General features: G+C 73.0%; 13 protein-coding genes and 2 pseudogenes. 9 read left to right on the forward strand and 6 right to left on the reverse strand.

What is annotated here, in order from left to right:
- The first annotated feature begins 34 nt into the window (after window positions 1-34).
- Window positions 35-2,713, forward strand: coding sequence for an alpha/beta fold hydrolase (locus TR50_RS16735; protein WP_042421497.1), 2,679 nt, complete (start codon window positions 35-37; stop codon window positions 2,711-2,713).
- Window positions 2,710-3,624 carry a DUF2705 family protein gene (locus TR50_RS16740; RefSeq protein WP_042421499.1) on the forward strand — a complete coding sequence of 305 codons (915 nt, stop codon included), beginning with the start codon at window positions 2,710-2,712 and terminating at the stop codon, window positions 3,622-3,624. Before TR50_RS16735 ends, TR50_RS16740 begins: the two co-directional genes overlap by 4 nt.
- 87 nt (window positions 3,625-3,711) lie before the next feature.
- Here the strand turns inward: TR50_RS16740 and TR50_RS16745 are convergent, their stop codons facing one another.
- A complete protein-coding gene (locus tag TR50_RS16745) occupies window positions 3,712-4,296 on the reverse strand; it encodes a helix-turn-helix domain-containing protein (protein ID WP_042421501.1) in 585 nt (194 codons plus the stop codon).
- 93 nt (window positions 4,297-4,389) lie between these two features.
- Here TR50_RS16745 and TR50_RS50000 point away from each other — a divergent pair, with 93 nt between their 5' ends.
- The 7 genes and pseudogenes from TR50_RS50000 to TR50_RS50380 all read left to right on the forward strand — a co-directional run bounded on the left by TR50_RS50000 (window position 4,390) and on the right by TR50_RS50380 (window position 12,711).
- The gene (locus TR50_RS50000) at window positions 4,390-5,979 is read left to right on the forward strand and encodes a bifunctional NAD(P)/FAD-dependent oxidoreductase/class I SAM-dependent methyltransferase (protein WP_042421504.1); all 1,590 of its coding nucleotides are present in this window, start codon (window positions 4,390-4,392) and stop codon (window positions 5,977-5,979) included.
- 79 nt (window positions 5,980-6,058) lie between these two features.
- Entirely contained in the window at window positions 6,059-6,793 is a 735-nt protein-coding gene (locus TR50_RS16755; protein ID WP_042421506.1) for an SAM-dependent methyltransferase, read from the forward strand.
- Between the two features lie 161 nt (window positions 6,794-6,954).
- A complete protein-coding gene (locus tag TR50_RS16760; RefSeq protein WP_084700440.1) occupies window positions 6,955-7,308 on the forward strand; it encodes a VOC family protein in 354 nt (117 codons plus the stop codon).
- 180 nt (window positions 7,309-7,488) lie between these two features.
- Complete coding sequence (locus TR50_RS16765; RefSeq protein ID WP_042421510.1) at window positions 7,489-9,237, forward strand: discoidin domain-containing protein; 1,749 nt, start codon at window positions 7,489-7,491, stop codon at window positions 9,235-9,237.
- A 90-nt stretch (window positions 9,238-9,327) separates the two neighbouring features.
- A pseudogene (locus TR50_RS50370) lies at window positions 9,328-10,668 on the forward strand (discoidin domain-containing protein); the annotation flags it as partial.
- Between the two features lie 153 nt (window positions 10,669-10,821).
- A pseudogene (locus TR50_RS50375) lies at window positions 10,822-12,324 on the forward strand (glycoside hydrolase family 3 protein); the annotation flags it as partial.
- Between the two features lie 69 nt (window positions 12,325-12,393).
- Window positions 12,394-12,711 carry a fibronectin type III-like domain-contianing protein gene (locus TR50_RS50380; protein WP_439654228.1) on the forward strand — a complete coding sequence of 106 codons (318 nt, stop codon included), beginning with the start codon at window positions 12,394-12,396 and terminating at the stop codon, window positions 12,709-12,711.
- Between the two features lie 61 nt (window positions 12,712-12,772).
- Here the strand turns inward: TR50_RS50380 and TR50_RS16775 are convergent, their stop codons facing one another.
- The 5 genes from TR50_RS16775 to TR50_RS16795 all read right to left on the reverse strand — a co-directional run bounded on the left by TR50_RS16775 (window position 12,773) and on the right by TR50_RS16795 (window position 20,560).
- Window positions 12,773-13,795, reverse strand: a complete 1,023-nt coding sequence (locus tag TR50_RS16775; protein ID WP_042421512.1) for a LacI family DNA-binding transcriptional regulator — start codon at window positions 13,793-13,795, stop codon at window positions 12,773-12,775.
- A gap of 113 nt (window positions 13,796-13,908) precedes the next feature.
- Complete coding sequence (locus TR50_RS16780; protein WP_084700442.1) at window positions 13,909-16,491, reverse strand: RICIN domain-containing protein; 2,583 nt, start codon at window positions 16,489-16,491, stop codon at window positions 13,909-13,911.
- Between the two features lie 141 nt (window positions 16,492-16,632).
- A complete protein-coding gene (locus tag TR50_RS16785; protein ID WP_084700444.1) occupies window positions 16,633-17,649 on the reverse strand; it encodes a S41 family peptidase in 1,017 nt (338 codons plus the stop codon).
- Between the two features lie 101 nt (window positions 17,650-17,750).
- Window positions 17,751-18,713 carry an ROK family protein gene (locus tag TR50_RS16790; protein ID WP_063775089.1) on the reverse strand — a complete coding sequence of 321 codons (963 nt, stop codon included), beginning with the start codon at window positions 18,711-18,713 and terminating at the stop codon, window positions 17,751-17,753.
- Between the two features lie 161 nt (window positions 18,714-18,874).
- Window positions 18,875-20,560 (reverse strand): glycoside hydrolase family 27 protein, encoded by a 1,686-nt coding sequence (locus TR50_RS16795; protein ID WP_063775090.1) that lies wholly within the window; start codon window positions 20,558-20,560, stop codon window positions 18,875-18,877.
- Between the last annotated feature and the right edge of the window lie 29 nt (window positions 20,561-20,589).

A 20,589-nucleotide genomic window follows, 5' to 3' on the forward strand; every position in this document is an offset into this window, starting at 1 on the left:
CCGTTCCTGCTGTGAGACCCGAAAGGACCTGCTCGTGCCGTTGACACGACGCCTGACGCGGCGGTGGACCGCCGCGACCGTGGCCGCGCTGATCGTCGTGGGGGGCGGGACGGCCGTCGCCGCGGGCGGAGGCGGCTCGCCGGCCGTCCACGAGCAGGACCAGGTGTTCACGATGCCCGAGACGCCCGGGAGCAGCGGCACCGTCCGCATCGACACCGCGTACTTCACCACCGGGGACGCCACCCCGCGCCCTGCGGTGCTGCTCGCGCACGGGTTCGGCGGCAGCAAGGACGACATGGCCGGCGAGGCCCGCTACCTCGCCCAGCACGGGTACCGGGTGATGACCTGGTCCGCCCGCGGCTTCGGGAAGTCGACCGGGGCGATCGGCCTGGACGCGCCCGACCGGGAGGTCGCGGACGTGCAGCGGCTGATCGACTGGCTCGGGCGCCGCCCCGACGTGCTGCGGGACGGGCCCGACGACCCGCGCGTGGGGATCGCGGGCGGCTCCTACGGCGGGGCCATCGCGCTGCTGACAGCCGGTCACGACAAGCGGGTCGACGCCATCGCGCCGCAGATCACCTGGTGGGACCTGGGCCAGGCGCTCTTCCCGGACGGGGTCTTCAAAAAGCTCTGGTCCGGAGTCTTCTTCACCAGCGGCGGCGGCAGCGCGTGCCGGTTCACGGCGCAGCTGTGCCAGCTGTACCAGCGCGCCGCGCTGTCCGGGACCTCCGATCCCGCCGGGCTCGCGCTGCTCAGGCAGTCCAGCCCCGACTCCGTCGCGGGCAGCATCCGCGTGCCGACGCTGATCACGCAGGGGCAGAACGACTCGCTCTTCCCGCTCAGCCAGGGCGACGAGACGGCGCGGGCCATCGCGGCGAACGGCGCGCCCGTCGCCGTCGACTGGTTCTCCGGCGGCCACGACGGCGGCGACCAGGAGACCGCCCGGACGCAGGCGCGCACCCTGGCCTGGTTCGACCGGTACCTGAAACACGACCAGGCGGTGGACACCGGCCCGGCGTTCCGGGTCACCCGGACCGGCGGCGTCTCGGTCTCGGCCGGTCAGATCGTCCAGTTCGGCGCGAGCGCGGACCGCTACCCGACGCTGGCCGGGACCTCGCGCCGCACCGTGACGCTCGACGGACGCCCGCAGACGGTCGCCAACCCGGCGGGCGGGATGCCGCCCGCCGTGTCGTCGGTGCCCGGCCTCGGCGGCGCGCTGTCGCAGCTCAGCGGGCTGACCGGGGGGAGCCTGTCGCTCGGCTCCGACCTGCCCGGCCAGTACGCCGCGTTCCAGTCCGCGCCGCTGGACAGCGCGTTGCAGCTGACCGGCGCGCCCAGCATCGAGGTCACCGTCAAGACCGACGGCTCGGCTCCGGCCGTCCTCTTCGCCAAGCTCTACGACGTCTCGCCGGACGGCGGCACCGTCCTGCCCCACCAGCTGGTCACCCCGCTGCGGATCACCTCCTCCGGCCCGGTGGACGTCCAACTCCCGGCCGTCGACTACGACTTCGCCGCCGGGCACCGGCTCCGCCTGGTCCTGGCCGCGACCGACCTCGGCTACTCCTCGCCCGCGGCGCCCGCCACCTACCAGGTCTCGCTGCCCGCCGCCGACCCGCTCACCGTCCCCATGGACACGGCGCTCCGCAACGACCGGACGCCGCTGCCGGTGTGGGTGTGGCTGCTGCCGCTCGTCGCGGCGGCCGTCGCGGCCGCGCTGGTGCTGACGGGCGTCGGCGGACGCCGCCGCCGACGGGCCGGGCAGACCCCGGACCCGGAGCTCGCCGCGTCGCCGCTGGTCGTGGCCGGGCTGTCGAAGCGCTACCACGGGTCGACCGACCGCTACGCCGTGAAGGACCTGTCGTTCCGCGTCGAGCGCGGCCAGGTGCTGGGCCTGCTCGGCCCGAACGGCGCGGGCAAGACCACGACGATGCGGATGCTGATGGGCCTGATCCGCCCGGACGCGGGCAGCGTCCACCTGTTCGGGCAGCCGGTCGCGGCCGGCGCCCCCGTGCTGTCCCGGGTGGGCGCGTTCGTCGAGGGCGCGGGCTTCCTGCCCCACCTGAGCGGCCGGGCCAACCTGGATCTGTACTGGCAGGCCACCGGCCGCCCCGCCGCGGACGCCCATGTCGCGCAGGCCCTGGAGATCGCCGACCTCGGCGAGGCGCTGGACCGCCCGGTGCGGACGTACTCGCAGGGCATGCGGCAGCGCCTGGCCATCGCCCAGGCGATGCTCGGCCTGCCCGACCTGCTGATCCTGGACGAGCCGACCAACGGTCTGGACCCGCAGCAGATCCGCGAGATGCGCGCGGTGATCACCCGCTACGCGGCCGGGGGCCGCACGGTGATCGTCTCCAGCCATCTGCTCTCCGAGGTCGAACAGACCTGCACCCACCTGGTCGTGATGACCCAGGGCCGGCTGCTCGCCGCCGGACCGGTCGCCGAGATCACCGGCAACGACGACGAACTGCTGGTCGGCACGGGCGCGATGACCGCCGAGGCGCGGGACGCGGTGATCGCCGGGCTGAAGGAGCTGGGCGGCGTCGTCTCCGTCGCCGCCGCCACCGAGGAACCGGGGCTGCTGGTCCGCGTGGACGGACTCGCCGTCCCCGAGCTCCTCGCCGAGTTGCTGCGCCTCGACGTGCCGGTGGAACGGGTGGGCCCGCACCGCCGTCTCGAGGACGCCTTCCTGACCCTCACCGGAGAGCGCGCATGAGCACCGACACCGACACCGGGACCGTTCAGGCCGAAGCCGCCGTGCGGGCCGCCTCCGCCGCCGCCGGGTCCGGCGCGGCCGCGGGCTACCGTCCCTCGCGCACCCTGCCGCTGCGCGTCGAGGCGCGCCGCCAGTTGTCGCGCCGCCGCACCTCCGTCGTGTTCGGCGTGATGGTCGCGCTGCCGGTGATCGTCTGGGCGGCGCTGGCCGTCGGCGGCACGCCCTCCGGCCGGGACGGCAGCCCGTCGCTGATCCAGACGGCCACCTCCTCCGGCGTCAACTTCGCCTTCGCGGTGCTCTTCATGGCCAGCGGGTTCCTGCTCAGCGTGCCGGTGGCGCTGTTCTTCGGCGACACGATCGCCTCCGAGGCGAGCTGGTCCTCGTTGCGCTACCTGCTGGCCGCCCCCGTGCCGAGGGCGCGGCTGCTGCTCGCCAAGCTGGCGGTGGCGCTGGGCTTCAGCGCCGTCGCGGTGCTGGTGCTGCCGCTGGTCGCGCTGGGTGTCGGCACGGCCGCGTACGGCTGGGGCGACCTGCATCTGAGCCTCGCCGGCTCGCTGCCCGCGGGCACGGCGGCGGGCCGGCTGGCCCTGATCGCGGTCTACCTCTTCGTCTGCGAGCTCTCCGTCGCGGGCTTCGCCCTGTGGATGTCGACGCTGACCGACGCCCCGCTGGGCGCCGTCGGCGGCGCGGTGGGCCTGGCCATCCTGTCGGGGATCCTCGACAACATCACCGCGCTCGGCTCGCTGCGCAGCTTCCTGCCCACGCACGGCATGTACGCGTGGGTCGACGTCCTCCAGCCGAACCCGGACTGGACCGGCATGATCGAGGGCGTCTCGATCGCGGTCTCGCTGGCGCTGGTCTTCGGCGCTCTGGCGTTCCGTCACCTCCGCGCCAAGGACATCGTCTCCTGACGGGAGCCGGACGGGGAGGAGGCCGGGAAGCAGGGCCGACCGGCCACCCCACCTGTCGGCGTCATCCGGCGGACGCCGGCCCGGCGGCTAGCCCGCCGCCTTGCGGGGCTGTGCGCGCACGTGCATGCGTTCCCCCTGGGGGCCGAAGAGGCTGAGCACCTCGACGGGCGCGGCGCCCGTGCTGCCGAACCAGTGCGGGAGCCGGGTGTCGAACTCGGCGGCCTCGCCCGCCTTCAGCACCAGGTCGTGGTCGGCGAGGACCAACCGCAGTTCGCCCGCGAGGACGTAGAGCCACTCGTAGCCCTCGTGGGTGCGCGGGTCCGGCTCGGAGCGCTCGGGCGGGATGATCATCTTGAAGGCCTGGACGCCGCCCGGGTTGTGCGTCAGCGCCACGATGGTCGCGCCGAACCGCTGCACCGGCTTCAGCCGGACCCGCGGGTCGCCGACCTCCGGCGCGCCCACCAGCTCGTCCAACGGCACCTGGTGGGCGCGGGCCAGCGGCAGCAGCAGCTCCAGCGTCGGTTTCCGCTCACCCGACTCCAGCCGCGACAGCGTGCTCACGGAGATGCCGGTGGCCTCCGCGAGGCGCGCCAGCGTCGTGCCGCGCTTCCTGCGCAGCTCCCGCAGTCGCGGACCGACCAGCGCCAGAACCTCGGCGTCCTCGTTTGCCATATCGGCAAGTTTACTTTGCCGATCCGCAGGGCCGGGCGCACGGTGGACGCCACAGCCGGACGGGCGAGACCGGACGGGCGAGAGGAGAACCCGGTGGACGAGGCATACGACGTGGTCGTGGTGGGCGGCGGCGCGGCCGGACTGAGCGGGGCGGTGACGCTCGCGCGGGCGCGGCGCTCGGTGCTGGTGATCGACGCCGGGAAGCCGCGCAACGCGCCCTCCGGGCACGTCCACGGCTACCTCGGCCGCGAGGGCACCCCGCCCGCCGGGCTGCTCACCGCGGGCCGCGCCGAACTGGCCGACTACGGAGGTGAGTTCGCCGTCGGAACGGCCACTTCCGCGGCGAAGGACGGCGAGGGGTTCGTCGTCGCCGTCGAGTCGCCGGACGGACGCGTGAACGAGGTGCGGGCCCGGCGGCTGCTGGTGACGACCGGCCTGGTCGACGAACTGCCCGAGGTGCCCGGCCTGGCCGGACGCTTCGGCAGGGACGTGCTGCACTGCCCCTACTGCCACGGCTGGGAGGTGCGCGACGGCCGCGTCGGCGTCCTCGCGACCGGACCGCTCGCCTGGCACCACGCCGAGCTGTGGCGGCAGTGGAGCGAGCACGTGATCGTGCTGCGGCACGGGGCCGAGGCCCCGGACGCCGCCCAGGCCGAGCGGCTCGCCGCGCGCGGCATCCACCTCGCGGACGGCCCGGTCACGGCGGTCGAGACGGACGCGGACCGCCTGAGCGGGGTCCGGCTGGCGTCGGGTGAGTTCGTCCCGCTCGACGCACTGGTCGTGGCGACGTCCATGACGGCTCGTGCGGGACTGCTGGAGTCGCTGGGCCTGCGGCCGGTCCCGGTCGAGTTCGGCGGCGAGGTCGTCGGCAGCCGCGTGCCGGCCGATCCCACCGGGGCCACCGAGGTGCCGGGCGTCTGGGTGGCGGGCAACGTCGCCGACGTCAGCGCCCAGGTCGTCGTGTCGGCGGCGGCGGGCCTGCGGGCCGGTGCGATGATCAACGCGGACCTGGTCGCGGCGGACACCCGCGACGCGGTCGAGGCCTACCGCGAGCTCCAGCTGACCCACTTCGAGCAGGACGCCTGGGAGGAGCGCTACCGCTCCCGTCCCACCCTGTGGAGCGGCAACCCCAACCCCCAACTCGTCGCCGAGGCGGCCTCCCTCACCCCGGGCCGCGCGCTCGACGTCGGCAGCGGCGAGGGCGCGGACGCGATCTGGCTCGCCGCACGCGGCTGGCAGGTCACCGGCACGGACATCGCCACGGTCGCCCTCGACCGGGCCGCCGAGCACGCCAGGGCGGCGGGCCCGCAGATCGCGGAGCGGATCACCTGGTCCCACGCGGACCTGCGCGAGAACCCGCCGGCGGCGGGCGCGTACGAGCTGGTCACCGCGCAGTTCATGCACCTCCCGACGGAGCCGAGGCGCGCCCTGTTCGCCGCGCTCGCGGACGCCGTGGCCCCGGGCGGCACCCTGCTGATCGTCGGCCACCACCCCAGGGACAAGCGCACCGGCCCCGGACCGGGCGTGTACCTCGACATGATGTACACCCCGGAGCAGGTGGCAGCCGACCTGGACCCGGCCCGCTGGGAGGTCCGCGCCGAGACCCGCGCCCGGCAGGCGGTGAACCCGGAGGGCGGGGAGGTCACGATGCACGACGCGGTGCTCGTGGCGCGACGACGCTGACGTCGCACCCCGGCGCGGGACGGCCGACTCGGCGGAAATTGACGTGACGCGGGCCGCGGGCCCGTGTCACCCTCCGCCGGTGAAACGAGAACTGCTCTCCCTCATCGCGCACACCGACCATCCGATCGCGGCGCCGCTGACGGACGAGTCCGTCTCCTCGCTGCTGGACCGCGCCGTCTCCCGCGAGGACGCCCGCGTCCTCGACCTCGGCTGCGGCAGCGGCGAGTGGCTGCTGCGCGCGCTGGCCCGCTTCCCGCGCCTGCAGGCCGTCGGCGTGGACCTCTCGGGGCCCGCCCTCGCCGAGGCCCGCGAGCGCGCCGAGAAGCTCGGCGTGGGCGACCGGCTCACCCTGCACGAGCAGGACGCCGACGACTTCACCGACCCGGACGGCTTCGACCTGGTCCTGTGCGTCGGCGCGGCCCACGCCTTCGACGGCCTGCCCGGCACCCTCGCCGCCACGTCCCGGCACCTCGCCCCCGGTGGCCGTCTCCTCGTCGGCGACGGCTACTTCGAGCGCGAGCCCACCGAGGAGGCCAAGGAGATGCTCGGCGACTCCGGCGACCTCAAGGCGGTCATGCGCCAGGTCACGGACGCCGGCCTGGTCCCCGTGCACGCCCACCTGAGCACCCGCCACGAGCTCGACGCCTACGAGTGGGCCTGGACCGGCTCCCTGGCCGCGTGGGCCCTGGACCACCCCGAAGACCCTGACCGCGCCCAGGCCCTGGAGGTGTCGGCCGTCCACCGCGACGAGTGGCTGAACGTCTACCGCGACACCTGGGGGTTCATCACCCTCGTGCTCCGTCAACTGGGCTGAGCCGGGACGCGGGATGCGCGCGGGTGCGCCGCGCGCGGCCCCCGGTCGTCCTCGGCACAGGGGACGTCGCGCTCCGTGCCCCGCCCCTCCTCTCGCGCCGCCGACCGGCGGCGTATCGTCATCTCCCGGACAGGCAGGACGCGTTGCCCCCGATCATCCGCATGGCCGCCGTCACGCTCGACTGTCCCGATCCGCCGGCGCTCGCCGCCTTCTACCGGGAGGCGACGGGGCTCCCCCTGCATCCGTCCTCCGACGCGGAGTTCGCGGGGCTGACCACCGAGGCCGGTCTGCTCTTCGGCTTCCAGCTCGCCCCGGACCACCGCCCGCCCACCTGGCCCGATCCGGCCGTCCCGCAGCAGGCCCACCTCTGCTTCGACGTCGACGACCTCGACGCGGCGCAGAGCGCGCTCCTCGACCTCGGGGCGACCGTGCCCGCCGCGCAGCCGGACCCGGGCCGCTATCGCGTCCTGCTGGACCCCGCAGGGCACCCCTTCTGCCTTTCGCCGCGTGGCTGAGGCCAGCTGACGCACCGACAACTCGCGGACTCCTCAAGGGCTTCGGAGAACGCTCTCGGGCCTTGACATGCCCCGCGCGGCTCCTCACACTGCTCGTGCGAGAGAGCGCTCTCTCAGGCGCTCCCCCTCACTCTCGCTGCGCGTTCCACCCACCCGCACGCGCGCCTGAGGAGCCGCCGCATGCCCGGATCGCCTTCGCCAACCCTCGCCCGCGGGAGAGCGCTTCGCGCGCTTCTCGCCGTCTCCGCCCTCCTCGCCGGCCTGTTGCTGGCGCTCACCCAGGCGCCGCCCGCCCATGCGGCGGCGACGCTGCTCTCGCAGGGCAAGGCCGCCACCGCCTCGTCCGTCGAGAACGCCGCCTTCCCCGCCTCGGCGGCCGTCGACGGCGACACCGGAACCCGCTGGTCCAGTCAGTTCAGCGACCCGCAGTGGCTCCAGGTGGACCTCGGCGCGAGTGCGAGCATCAGCCAGGTCGTCCTCCAGTGGGAGACCGCCTACGCGACCGCGTACCAGATCCAGGTGTCCGACGACGCGACGAACTGGACGACGGTCTACTCCACGACCACCGGCACCGGCGGCACGCAGACCCTGAACGTCACGGGCGCCGGCCGCTACGTCCGGATGTACGGCACCGCCCGCGCCACCCAGTACGGCTACTCCCTGTGGGAGTTCCAGGTCTACGGCACGCCCACCACGAGCGGAGGCTGCGGCACCACGAACGCCGCCCTGAACCGGCCCGCCACCGCGTCCTCCACCGAGAACGCCGGGACACCCGCCTCGGCGGCCGTCGACGGCAACACCGGGACCCGCTGGTCCAGCCAGTTCAGCGACCCGCAGTGGCTCCAGGTCGACCTCGGCAGCAGCCAGAGCATCTGTCAGGTGGTGCTCCAGTGGGAGACCGCCGCCGGACGGGCCTACCAGATCCAGGTGTCCGACGACGCGACGAACTGGACCACGCTCTACTCCACCACCACCGGAGCAGGCGGCACCGAGACCCTCGACCTGTCGGGCACCGGGCGCTACGTCCGCATGTACGGCACCGCCCGCACCACCCAGTACGGCTACTCCCTTTGGGAGTTCCAGGTCTTCACCGCGAACTCCGGGAGCCCCGACCCGTTCTGGGGCGACACCAGCACCATCCCGCCCGCGCAGAACGTGCTGATGGTCAAGGTGCTGAACCGCACCAACGGCGCCTACCCGGACAGCCAGGTGTACTGGAGCTTCGACGGGCAGACGCACTCGATCGCCGACCAGCCCTACCTCGACATGCCCGCCAACTCCTCCGGGCGGATGTACTTCTACCTCGGCTCGCCGAACAGCAAGTACTTCGACTTCATCGAGTTCACCGTGGGCGCCGCCGTGTTCAACGGCAACACCACCCGCGTCGACGCCTGGGGCCTGCCGATCGCCATGCGGCTGCACGCGGCCGACGGCTACGACGTCCAGGTGGGCGACACGCAGCAGGTCTTCGACGAGAGCCGCACGCAGGTGTTCACGGACTTCCAGAACGCCGTGCCGCAGGAGTTCAAGGTGCTCGCGCAGACCCAGGCGCCGTACCGGATCATCGCGCCCGGCAGTGACCCGAGCTTCCAGACGGGCGGCGTGAACGCCGGCTACTTCACCGCGTACGCGAACTCGGTCGGCATCGACGAGACCACCTCGAACATCTTCGGCTGCGCCGGAACGCTGGCGAGCAACGCCGCCGAGTGCGCGGCCCTCAACCGCCATGTGGCGACGCTGCCGCAGGCCCAGTGGTCCGACCCGAGCCAGTACTACCAGGCGGCTCCGGCCAACTACTACGCGAAGTTCTGGCACGACCACGCGATCAACGGGCTGGCCTACGGCTTCCCGTACGACGACTACGCGGGCCAGTCCTCGTACATCTCGCACGCGAACCCGCAGTGGCTCGAAGTGGCCGTCGGCTACTGAGCTTCCCCGTCCCCCGTGAGGAGAGTCGTGAACGCACACCCAGCACGTTCACCGGGGTTCGCTCCCGTCCCCCGGCGCACCGTCAGAAGACTGTGGACGGCGGCGCTCGCCGTCCTGGCCCTGTTGACCGCCCTGGTGGTCGCCACCGCACCGGCCGCCCATGCGGCGGGGACGCTGCTGTCGCAGGGCAGGGCCGCGAGCGCCTCGTCGACCGAGAGCGCCGCCTTCCCCGCCTCGGCGGCCGTCGACGGCGACACCGGGACCCGCTGGTCCAGCCAGGCCAGTGACCCGCAGTGGCTCCAGGTGGACCTCGGCGCGAGCGCGAGCATCAGCCAGGTCGTCCTCCAGTGGGAGACCGCCTACGCGACGGCCTTCCAGATCCAGGTCTCCGAGGACGCCGCGAACTGGACGACGGTCTACTCGACGACCACCGGCACCGGCGGCACGCAGACCCTGAACGTCACCGGCACCGGCCGCTACGTCCGGATGTACGGCACCGCCCGCGCCACCCAGTACGGCTACTCCCTGTGGGAGTTCCAGGTCTACGGCACGGCGGGCACGGGCGGCGGCGCGTCCTGCGGCACCACGGACGCCGCGCTGGACCAGCCGGCCACGGCGTCGTCCACCGAGAACGCCGGGACGCCCGCCTCGGCAGCCGTCGACGGCAACACCGGGACCCGCTGGTCCAGCCAGTTCAGCGACCCGCAGTGGCTCCAGGTGGACCTGGGTTCGAGCCTGCCGGTCTGCCAGGTGGTCCTGGACTGGGAGACGGCCTACGCCTCCGCGTTCCAGATCCAGACCTCGACCGACGGCACCGACTGGACGTCGATCTACTCCACCACCACCGGCACCGGCGGCACCCAGACCCTGAACGTCACCGGCACCGGCCGCTACCTCCGCATGTACGGCACCGCCCGCGCCACCGGCTACGGCTACTCGCTCTGGGAGATGCAGGTCCTCACCGGCGGCAGCGGCGGCTCCGGCGGCGGGACGGGCGGCTGCGGCACCGCCAACGCGGCCCTCGGGCACCCCGCCACCGCGTCCTCCATCCAGGACGGCAACCCGGCGTACGACCCGTTCTACGCCACCGACGGCAGCACCCTGACCCGCTGGTCGAGCGCGTCCTCCGATCCGCAGTGGATCGAGGTCGACCTCGGCGGGAGCCTGCCGATCTGCCAGGTGGTGCTCCAGTGGGAGAACGCCTACGCCTCCGGGTTCCAGATCCAGACCTCGACCGACGGCGCCAACTGGACGTCGATCTACTCCACCACCACCGGCACGGGCGGCACCCAGACCCTGAACGTGACCGGCACCGGCCGCTATGTCCGCATGTACGCCACCGCACGCGGGACGGGCTACGGCGACTCGCTCTGGGAGTTCTCCGTCTACACGGTCGGGAACCAGACCGTCACCATCCCGCCGCCCCCGCCGCAGCCGGCACCCGGCACCTGCCCGTGGATCAACGAGCCGAACGTCGCCGTCTCCACCCGCGTCGCGCAGCTGATGGGCGCGATGACGCAGGACCAGAAGGACGCGATGCTCTACGGCGACGGCTCGAACGTCTACATCGGGCAGATCGCGGCCCAGCCCTCGCTGTGCATCCCCAGCGTCAACCTCGAGGACGGGCCCAGCGGGGTCGGCGACGGACTCGGCGGGGTCACCCAGTTCCCGGACGGCGAGGTGTCGGCCGCCACCTTCGACACCGACTACGAGCACAGCTTCGGCGTCGCGGTCGGCCAGGAGTTCGCCGGCAAGGGCGTGAACGTCTCGCTCGGCCCGACCATCAACATGGTGCGCGACCCGCGCTGGGGCCGCTCGTACGAGACCTTCGGCGAGGACCCTTACCTGACCGGCGAGATCGTCAGCGCCGACGTCCAGGGCATGCAGAGCCAGGGGGTGATGGCCGAGGTCAAGCACGCGGCCGCGTACAACATCGAGCAGCCGTCCGCGCCCGGCAACGAGATCATCGACCAGCGCACCCTCCAGGAGATCTACCTGCCGGGCTTCCAGACCGCGATCGAGAAGGGCGGCGCGGCGGCGCTCATGTGCGGGTACAGCATGGTCAACGGCGAGTACTCGTGCCAGAACCCGTCGATCGAGAACGTCCCGATGTACCAGCAGGCCGGGTTCCAGGGGTTCATCACCTCGGACTGGGGCGGTATCCACTCCACCGTGCCGTCGGCGAACGCCGGGGAGACGGTCGAGATGCCGTTCGGCGGCTTCTTCGCCTCGTCGCTCGAACAGGCCGTCGCGGCGGGCCAGGTCACCCAGGCCACCTTCGACACGATGGTCTCCCGGGTGCTGACCCAGATGTTCCGCTTCGGCATGTTCGACAAGGCGCCGAGCGGCTCCACGACCGCCATCGTCGCGACGCCCGCGCACCGCGCGGTCGCGCTGCGCGGCGACGAGGAGGGCACGGTGCTGCTCAAGAACAACGGCGTCCTGCCGCTCGACCCGAACGGCAACGAGTCCATCGCCGTCATCGGGACCGACGCGAGCTCCGGAGCGATCACCGGCGGCGCGGGCAGCGGCAGCGCCACCAGCACCGGCACCTACGACCCGCTGTACAGCATCCAGCAGCGCACGGCGGGGACGAACGTCACCGTCGCCTACGACGACGGCTCCAACCAGGCCTCGGCGGTCGCGCTGGCGCAGTCCTCGAAGGTGGCGATCGTCTTCGCGGCGGACAACTACGGCCACGAGGAGTCCGACAACACCTCACTCAACCTGCCGAACAACCAGGACGCGCTGATCTCGGCCGTCGCCGCGGCCAACCCGAACACGATCGTGGTCCTGAACGACAACTCGGCGATCCTGATGCCGTGGCTGAACCAGGTCGCGGGCGTGTTCGAAGGCTTCTACCAGGGCCAGGAGTTCGGTCAGGCCATCGCGGCGCTGCTGTTCGGCGACGTGAACCCCTCCGGGCACCTGCCGGTCACCTTCCCGACGTCGCTGTCGCAGGTTCCGGCGAACACCGCGGCCCAGTGGCCAGGAGTGGGCGGCACCGTGCAGTACTCCGAGGGGCTCGACATCGGGTACCGCTGGTACGACGCGAACAACGTCACGCCGCTGTTCCCGTTCGGCTTCGGCCTGTCCTACACGAACTTCTCGTTCACCAACCTCCAGGTGAGGGCGCTGAACAACGGCCAGGCGACGGTGACGGCCACCGTCACCAACACCGGAAGCCGCGCCGGAACCGAGGTCGCCCAGCTCTATGTCGGCGACCCGGCCTCGGCCGGCGAGCCACCCCACCAGCTCAAGGGCTTCCAGCGGATCGCCCTTGACCCCGGCGCGTCCGGCACGGTCACCTTCACCGTGACGGCCCACGACCTGGCGCACTGGGACACCACTTCGGGCAACTGGATCGCCTCGGCCGGCGCCTACCGGATCCTCGTCGGCGACAGCTCCCGCAACCTGCCGCTGACCGGCGCCCTCACCAATCCGACCGACGTCACGGCCAACGCCATGGACTGACGTCACGGCGGGTCGGGGTCGCGGGGCTCAGCCGGTCGGCCGAGCCCCGCGTCCCTGTTCGCTACGCGCTCTCGCGCACGACCAGCGTCGGTTGGAAGACCCTGGACTGCAAGGTCTGCTCCGGCGCGGCGATCTGCTCCAGCAGGAGCTCGGCCATCTGGGCCGCCATCGACTCGACCGGCTGCCGCACGGTCGTCAGGGGCGGGTCGCAGTTGGTGGCGGCGCTGCTGTCGTCGAAGCCGACGAGGGCCATGCGTTCGGGGATCGCGATCCCCGCGCGGTGCAGGACCGCGACCGCGCCCAGGGCCATCAGGTCGGAGGCGACGAAGACCGCGTCCGCGTCGGGCGCGGAGGCGAGGAGCTCGCGCATGGCGGTCGCCCCGCCCGCCTGGGTGAAGTCGCCCTCGACGCAACCCGCTTCGGTGAGGCCGTGGTGGGCGAGGCGCTCGTGGAACGCCGCGAGGCGTTCGCGGCCGGCCGGGGTGTCCAGGGGGCCGGACGCGGTCGCGATGCGGCGGCGTCCCAGCCCGACGAGGTGGTCGACGGCGAGGAAGACGCCGGCGCGCTGGTCCAGCTCCACGAAGCTGATCGGCAACGGCTCGCTCGGGCGGGCGAAGAGGACCGCCGGGACCTTGGCGTCGGCCAGGGCTGCCGGGAGCGGGTCGTCGGTGTGGGTGGAGACCAGCACGACGCCGTCGACGTGGCCCTGGCGCAGGAAGTTGACCAGCTGGCGCCGGGAGGGCTCGTCGTCGACGATCGCGAGCACCAGCTGCACACCGCGCGGGCGCACCGCCTGGGTGACGCCGCTGACGACGCGGCCGAAGAACGGGTCGGCGAAGATCTGCCCGGCGCTCATGTCGGAGACGGCGAGCGCGATCGAGCCGGTCGTGCGGGTCACCAGGGAACGGGCGGCGAGGTTGGGGGTGTATCCGGTCGCGGCGACGGCCTTCTCCACCGCCGTGCGCAGCGCCGGCGCGACGGAGGCGTTGCCGTTGACCACCCGGGAGACCGTCGCACGCGACACACCGGCGACCTTCGCGACGTCGACGAGTGTGACCACGTCCGGTGCGGGCTTCTTCGGCATGCATGAGTTATACACGCCGCCTCTGAGGGGCGGCGGCTCATTCCCGGGCGAGCGCCGGAGCGGCGCCGCCGGGAGGTCGTTCCCTCCCGACGGCGCCGCTCCCTGCGGGAGGGTCAGCCGATCGTCCACTGCTGCAGGGCGGAGCCGGTGTCCGCCTGCTGGGTGACGAGCCCGCCGTCGGCCGTCGAGGCCGTGGTCAGCAGCAGCCCGGTATGGACGTTGGTGAGGGTGTACGCGCCCGAGGCCAGGCGCGTCGCCGTCCACTGCTGGTTGCTGTTGCCGGTGCAGGCCCACTGGATGACCGCGGTGCCGGCCGCGCTGTTGCCGCCGTCGTCGTCCATGCAGAGGCCCGAGTAGGCGTTCGCGACGGTGTAGGAGCCGCCGGACTGGCGGGTGAGGACCCAGCTCTGGTTCTGCCCGCCGTTGGTGGACCAGGTGTCCAGCTGCGTGCCCTGCGCGGTCGACCAGTTGGGGTCGTCCAGGGCCTCGCTGCCGAGCGTCAGCGTGTGCGTGCCGCTGAGGTCGCCGGTGGTGCCCGTCGCGGTGAAGGCGAGGGTCTGCGCGGAGACGGGGCGGGTGTCCCCGGCCGTCCCGGCGTTGGTCCAGCCGCGCTGCGGGGCGGTCGCCACGGCGGAGCTGCCGCCGGTGAGGCTGAGCGCGAGGTCGCTGTAGCGGTTGACCAGGCGGTAGCCGCCGGTGGGCGTGGAGGACCCGCTGCCCGCCGGGGACTGCACCATGGTCTGGACGGACCACTGCTGGCCGGTCGTCGGCCCGCCGTTGCCGGGCTTGCCGAGGGCCGCGGCCGCGTCCCAGGCCCGTCCCGCGTTCTTCGTCGAGTCCACGCCGAGCAGTTGGCCGCTGGACGCGTTGGCGACGGTGTAGAAGCCGTCACCGGTCGGCGTGAAGGTCCACTGCGCCGCGCTGCCGGACGGGGCGGTGGTGGTCGTCACGGCGTTGCCGCTCTGCGTCAGGTACTGCCCGTCGCCCGCGCCCACCTGGTACGAGCCGCCGGCGCCGACCGGCGAGGAGGGCAGACCCGCGGACGAGGTGGGCGCGACGGTGAACTGGGTGTACTCGGAGTCGTTCGGGGTGCAGGAGTACTCGCAGTAGGAGCGGAAAGTGCGGCCGACGATCGCGCCCCCGGTCAGGCTGGCCGGGTCCAGGAACCAGCGGTACCAGGAGCTCTGGGCGGGACCGGCGGAGCCGATGTCGGTCCACTTCTCGGTGGCGAGGTCGTCGGTCACGTAGAAGTGCTGCGGCTGGTTGCTGCCGGCCTCGTTCTCGGGCGTGCCGATGTACTTGCCGAGGTAGGCGTCCCAGGCGATGTTCAGCACCGACAGCTGCGAGGTGACGGGAGTCGTCCCGGCGGCGATCTGGCTGCCGACGCTGCCCGCCGTGTTCGGCGAGTAGCCCTGGGCGGAGGGGATCCAGCCCGATCCGACCCCGTCGGACGGGACGACGTCGCTCTCCGCGCCGCCGACGCCGGGCTGCGACCAGGAGCCGTCGTACCACTTGCTCCACGACGCCGAGCTCATCTTCTGGGAGATCGGCGCGCGGGCGACGTGCTCCTGGAAGCCGCCCCAGCCGCCGTTCTTGTCGACGAGCCGGGACATGTAGAAGACGTAGAAGTAGCCCGAGCGGTAGTCGACGAAGAGCCGCGGATCGCCGTCGCCGTAGTAGTACGTCGAGCCCGGGAAGGCCGCCGTGTCGCCGCGCTTGGTGCTGTACGGCGAGGTGATGGCGTGGCCCTGGATGGTCCAGGTGGCGCCCTGGTTCGTCGACGAGGCGAAGTCGATCGCGTCGTAGTGCAGGCCGTCGCCGAACGGCTGCGGGGTGAACTCGTTGTGCACCAGCCCGTACCAGGTGCCCGTGTCGGGATCGACCCAGACGCCCGCCAGGTCGCAGTAGTTGCGCTCGGCGTAACCGGACCCGGCCGGTGCGTTGGTGGCGTCGACGCCGGTCGGGCTGCTGTTGCAGAAGGCGGTGGTGTCCTTGTTGGTACCGGAGTTGCTGATCGACGCCGTCGACGCGGTGTCGAAGTTCGTTCCGGTGTAGAAGTCCCAGGACCGGCCGTCGGTCGCACCGTAGAGCGAGTGCGCGGACTGGTAGTAGAACTGCCCGTTCTTGTCCAGGTACGGGAACGCGGGGGTGTCGTCCCCGTTCCCGCCGGAGACGGAGCTGCCGGCGGAGAGCGTGTAGCCGGAGGCGGGCGCGCCGGCCGCCTGGAAGTCCTGGAGGGCCTGCGAGGGGTTGCACGGCTCCAGCCCGACGGCCGCGCCGACCGCTGCCGAACTTCCCTGCACCTGGAGGCACTTGCCCGACTCGGCGCTGAGCACGGTGGTGTCGGGCTGGAAGGCGAAGTGCTGCTCGGGCGCGGCGCCCGAGCAGGCGGCGAGTTGCAGCGCCGCGCCGTTGGCACTCGAACCGCCTGCGACGGCAAGGCACGTGCCGAGGACCCCGACGGTCCCGTCGGAGTTCCAGGTGAAGCTCTGCTCGGCGGCGCCGTCACAGCCGGCGAGCTGGACCGGACTGCCGTCGGCGGTGGCGGCGTTGACGTCGTCCAGACACTGGCCGCCGACGGTGATCGTGCCGCCGGACGCCGCATGCGCGGCCGCCACGGGGAGCAGCGGCAGGCCTGCGGCGACGACCGCGAACGCGGTCGCCGCCACCAGGCGCGGTCGGAGGGATCTGCTCATCAGGGTCCTTCCACGGGGGGGAGAGGAGCGAGAGGAATAGTTCCGCTAGAATCCGAACTAATCGAGTCCGCGTCAAGACCCCCGGCAGACCTGACCCGCGATCCACACCGGATGCGGATCAGGCCCGCCGCGACGCCCGGCTCAGCCGGCGCCCTGCTCAGCTCCCGTGCTCAGCTCGGCTCCCGCGTCCTGCCCGGCTTCCGCGTCCTGCTCCGCTTCCGGGCCCCGCTCCGCTTCCGCGTCGTTTTCGGCCAGGCGCGCCCAGGCCAGTTCCAGGGCCCGGTCCAGCGCCGCCTCGGCCGGGCACGGGACGTCCGGCTGGACGCCGGTGCCCTCCCAGTTGGTGCCCGAGACGGGGTTGACCGCGCGGGCGACGGGCACGGCGACCTCCAGGTGCGGGTGGACGGTCCACCCCTCGCGCGGGTGCGCGCCGCCACCGGTGGTCTCGCCCACGACCTGGGCCCGCCCGAGCTGCTGCAGGTCGTAGGCCAGCTCCTCGCCGCCGGAGAAGGTCCGTCCGCTGGTGAGCACGTAGACCGGCTTGCTCGCGCCGAAGCGGGCGCCCGGGACGTGGGGCGGGGTCCAGGACTGCTCGGCGAGTTCGCCCTGACGGGAGAGCATGGTGTTCAGGTGGGTGCGACCGTCCAGCAGGTAGCCGCAGACGAAGGCGACGGTGTCCGGGTCCCCGCCGGTGTTGCGGCGCAGGTCCAGGACCAGGGCGCGGGCCCGGGACACCAGCGTCAGCGCCGCGGCGAGCGGCTCGGCGGCCCAGTCCAGCGGGAACATCGCCGGGGCGATCTCCAGCAGCGCGACCCCGCCGTCCAGCAGCTCCACCCGGGGCACGCCGCCCAGCGAGGCGTCGAACTCGCGGCGCATCGCGGTCAGCGCGGCGGCGCCCTGCCCGGACGGCACCGGCTCGGCGTGGTACTTGAGCCGCAGATGCAGGTCACCGTTGACGGACCGCAGGTCGGCGGTGACGGCGTCGGCCAACTCCTGTGCTGACTCGGTGGGGTAGGCCCCCTCCGCGCTCCGCCGCCGCAGCAGCGCGGCCAACTCCTGCGCTATCTCGGGAAAGACGTAGTTCTCGGCGACCAGCCGGGCGCTCGACTCGACGACGGCGACAGCGTCCAGGGCCGATGAAGACGTGGTGACGATCATGGCGCCGAGTAGATCAGGGAGCTCGCGCAAGCGTCCAGGGAGTTCCGCCGGGCGCGGCGCGCCGGAGGCGCTCCATCAGCAGGGCCGGGCGGACGGGCCGGTCAGCGCCGCCCGGCGAGGTGGGCGTGCGGGCGGGACGGCGTGCCGCCGCGCACCCGGGCGGGACGCTGCTCGAGCGCGAGCAGTCCCGCGCCGACGCAGCCCGCGTCGCGACCCAGCCCGGCGGGGAGGATCTCCGGGGTCGTCTGGAAGCCGAGGCGCTTCTCCAGCGCCGACCGCAGCGGGTCGAAGCAGGCGCGCCCGACCTGGGCCGGGCCGCCGCCCACCACGATGCGGCGCGGGTCGAAGAGCGCGACGGCGGCGGCCAGGCCGTCGGCGAGGGCCGGCACGGTACGGTCCCACAGCCACTCGGCGACGTCGTCGCCCGCCTGGGCCCGCCGCCACAGCTCCTCGGCGCCGACCTGCTCACCGGTCGCCCGGCTGTAGGCGCCGGCCAGCGCCGCGTCGGAGGCCACGGTCTCCAGGCAGCCGCGCTTGCCGCAGGCGCAGAGCCGTCCGCGGGGGCGGACCGTCAGGTGCCCGATCTCCCCCGCGGATCCGTGGCCGCCGATCAGGATGCGCCCGTCCAGCACCAGGGCCGCAGCGATGCCGGCCCCCATCTGCACGAACAGGAAGGACCGGCAGCCGCGGCCCGCGCCGAGGCGCGCCTCGGCCAGGGCGGCCGCGCGCACGTCGTGGCCCAGCACCACGGGGATGCCGAGCTCCTCGGCCGCCCACTGCCGGATCGGCACCTCGCGCCAGCCCAGGTTGGCGGCGAAGGTGCAGATCCCGGCCGCCTCGTCGATGACGCCCGGCACGGCGATGCCCGCCGCGACCGGACGGTGTTCCGCCGCCAGCTCCGCGGCGAGCTCGAGCAGGGTCTCCACGACGGCGTCGGGGCCGCGCTCGACGCCGGTGTCCGCGCTCGCCCGGTGCAGCACGGTGGCGTCGGGCGCGAGTACGGCGCCCCTGAGCCTGCCGCCGCCCGCGTCGAGCGCCAGAACGACTCCCTCGCCGGATCTCATCACGGCCCTCCTCCCCCGGTGGTGCCGGATGGTGCAACAACGCTCGAAGTTGTGTCCTTTATATGGAGGCGCTCAGGAGTGCGCAACGGGTCGTGCACCATCGACAGACGTCCGGTCCGACGCCGGACCGGCGTCGGACCGGCGTGGGACCGCCAGTCGGGCTACTGCGGCAGCGACCAGGTCTGGTTGAACTGGTTCTGGCCGCAGGGCCAGATGTCGACCTTGGTGCCGTTGGCGGAGCCGCCCCCGTAGACGTCCAGGCAGTCGCCGGAGCCCGGGTTCACCAGGTTGCCCGCCTGGTCGTAGCTCCACTGCTGCCCCGCCGAGCCGTTGCAGCCGCGCAGGTCCACGTAGGTTCCGGCGGTGGTCGCCGAGCCCGGGACGTCCAGGCACTTGCCGAGGGTGCGCACGGTGCCGTCCCCGGGCAGGGTCCACTGCTGGTTGGGGTTGCCGGTGCAGCCGTAGACGATGACCGGGTTCCCGTCGGCGGTGCCGGAGCCGGAGTCGTCGAGGCACTGGCCGGCGATGCCGCTCACCTGACCGCTCTGCACCGTCGCGCCGCAGCCCGCGCTCGGGGTGATCCGCAGCATCGCGGTCCCGTGCGCCGGGATGGAGGCGCTGATCGCCCCGCTCGTCGTGGACGTCGCGCCGGACCAGAGGTCCTTGACCCCGAAGGTGCAGCCGCTGCCGCCGGTGAAGCCGGCCGTCGCGGTCGTGGTGTTCGCGGTGACCGTCGCCCCGGAGCGGTTGAGGATCGCCACCGCGCGGTCGCCGTTCGCGAGCGGACGGGTCAGCACGTCGAGCGTCCCGTTCTGGGAGACGACATAACCGGGGTGGCCGAGGGAGTCCTGGTCGACGGCGATGACGTCGCTGTTGCCCAGGTCGGCGACGGAGGCCGCGCTGAGCTGGGTCACGTCGTCGCTGAGGATCATCGGCGCGCCCATCTCCGCCCAGAGCGAGAGCTGGCTGCGCGACTCGGCGGAGGTCAGGCCGCCGTCGCCGGCGATGACGAAGTCCGGGTCGTTCCAGTTGCCGGGGCTCTCGTAGCGGTGGATCGGGTTGTTGTAGCCGTAGTTGCCCAGCACGCTGCTCCACCGGCTGGTGTTGGGCTTGCTCGCGTCGTAGGTCGCGATGTCGGAGCCCTCACGCCAGAGCTGGCCGTACTGGCCGACCCAGCCGAGCACGGTGTTCCAGTCGGTGGTGCCCTGGAAGTAGGCGGGCGCGGACTCGGAGAAGACGATCGGACGTCCGGTCGCCTTCAGCGCCTGGCCCATCTGCTGGTACGCGCTCTGGTAGGTCTGCTCGGAGCTCTGCCCGGCCACGGAGGGGACGTTGCAGCCGTCGAGCTTCAGGTAGTCCACGCCCCAGGAGGCGAACAGGTTCGCGTCCTGCTGCCAGTGGCCCCAACTGCCCGCGTAGCCACCGCAGGTGGAGGTTCCGGCGTCCTCGTAGATGCCGAACTTGAGGCCCATGGCGTGCAGCTGCTGTCCGACGTAGGCCATGCCGTCGGGGAAGCGGCCCGGGTCGGCCTGCAGGTTCCCGTTCGCGTCGCGGGTGGTCTGCATCCAGCAGTCGTCGGTGGTGACGGTGTTGTAGCCCTTGGCGGCGAGCCCGGTGGAGACCAGCGCGCGGGCGTTGGCCAGGATCGTCGACTCGGTGTAGCCGCACTGGAAGTGGGCCCAGTCGTTCCAGCCCATCGGCGGGGTGAGGGCGAGGGCGGAGCCGGACGTCGCGGTCGGCGAGGCCGCGGCCTGCGGGGCGGCGGCCAGACCCAGCGTTAACGCGGCGGCCGCGGCGGCCACGGTGGCGACCAGGCCGCGTGCGGTCTTCGTTCCGGAGCGGGGCACGGTTGTCCCTTCGGGAGAAGTGGATGACG

Source organism: Streptacidiphilus anmyonensis (assembly GCF_000787855.1).
GTDB lineage: Bacteria > Actinomycetota > Actinomycetes > Streptomycetales > Streptomycetaceae > Streptacidiphilus > Streptacidiphilus anmyonensis.

Coding starts and splice junctions, on each gene's coding strand:
- TR50_RS16780 (WP_084700442.1), bottom strand. CDS start 16,491: ATGAGCAGATCCCTCCGACCGCGCCTGGTGGCGGCGACCGCGTTCGCG.
- TR50_RS16740 (WP_042421499.1), top strand. CDS start 2,710: ATGAGCACCGACACCGACACCGGGACCGTTCAGGCCGAAGCCGCCGTG.
- TR50_RS16765 (WP_042421510.1), top strand. CDS start 7,489: ATGCCCGGATCGCCTTCGCCAACCCTCGCCCGCGGGAGAGCGCTTCGC.
- TR50_RS16760 (WP_084700440.1), top strand. CDS start 6,955: ATGGCCGCCGTCACGCTCGACTGTCCCGATCCGCCGGCGCTCGCCGCC.
- TR50_RS16785 (WP_084700444.1), bottom strand. CDS start 17,649: ATGATCGTCACCACGTCTTCATCGGCCCTGGACGCTGTCGCCGTCGTC.
- TR50_RS16745 (WP_042421501.1), bottom strand. CDS start 4,296: ATGGCAAACGAGGACGCCGAGGTTCTGGCGCTGGTCGGTCCGCGACTG.
- TR50_RS16775 (WP_042421512.1), bottom strand. CDS start 13,795: ATGCCGAAGAAGCCCGCACCGGACGTGGTCACACTCGTCGACGTCGCG.
- TR50_RS16790 (WP_063775089.1), bottom strand. CDS start 18,713: ATGAGATCCGGCGAGGGAGTCGTTCTGGCGCTCGACGCGGGCGGCGGC.